Raw genomic sequence first — 362 nt, forward strand, 5'->3', positions numbered from 1 at the left:
CGGCGGTGACGGTGAACAAGACGTCGACCCCGGCCGGTCCGGTCGCGGTGGGCGACACGATCACCTACACCCTGACCACGGTGGTGTCGAACTCGCAGACCACCGGTGTGACCACGCTGACCGATACGCTGGGCACGGGCCTGACGTTCGGTGCGGTGACCAACGCCGGCATCTACACCTGCAGCAGCAGCGGTGCGAACAACGTGACCTGCACCCTGCCGGCCAACACGGCGCCGGGCAGCTATGCGGTGAGCTACACCGCGACGGTGAACGCGTCTGCGACGGGCAGCGTGGGCAACACGGTGGTGCCGACCGGCCCCGATAACCCGGGTTGCGGCACCTGCACGACCAACACCCCGGTG

1 protein-coding gene is annotated in these 362 nt (G+C 68.8%); it reads left to right on the top strand.

Annotated elements, in window-relative coordinates; translation table 11 throughout:
- On the top strand, positions 1 to 362 hold a 362-nt coding region (locus tag TX83_RS21855; protein WP_141233640.1), incomplete at both ends, for an isopeptide-forming domain-containing fimbrial protein.

It is taken from the genome of Lysobacter antibioticus HS124 (genome assembly GCF_000336385.2).
Classification (GTDB): Bacteria; Pseudomonadota; Gammaproteobacteria; order Xanthomonadales; family Xanthomonadaceae; genus Lysobacter; species Lysobacter firmicutimachus.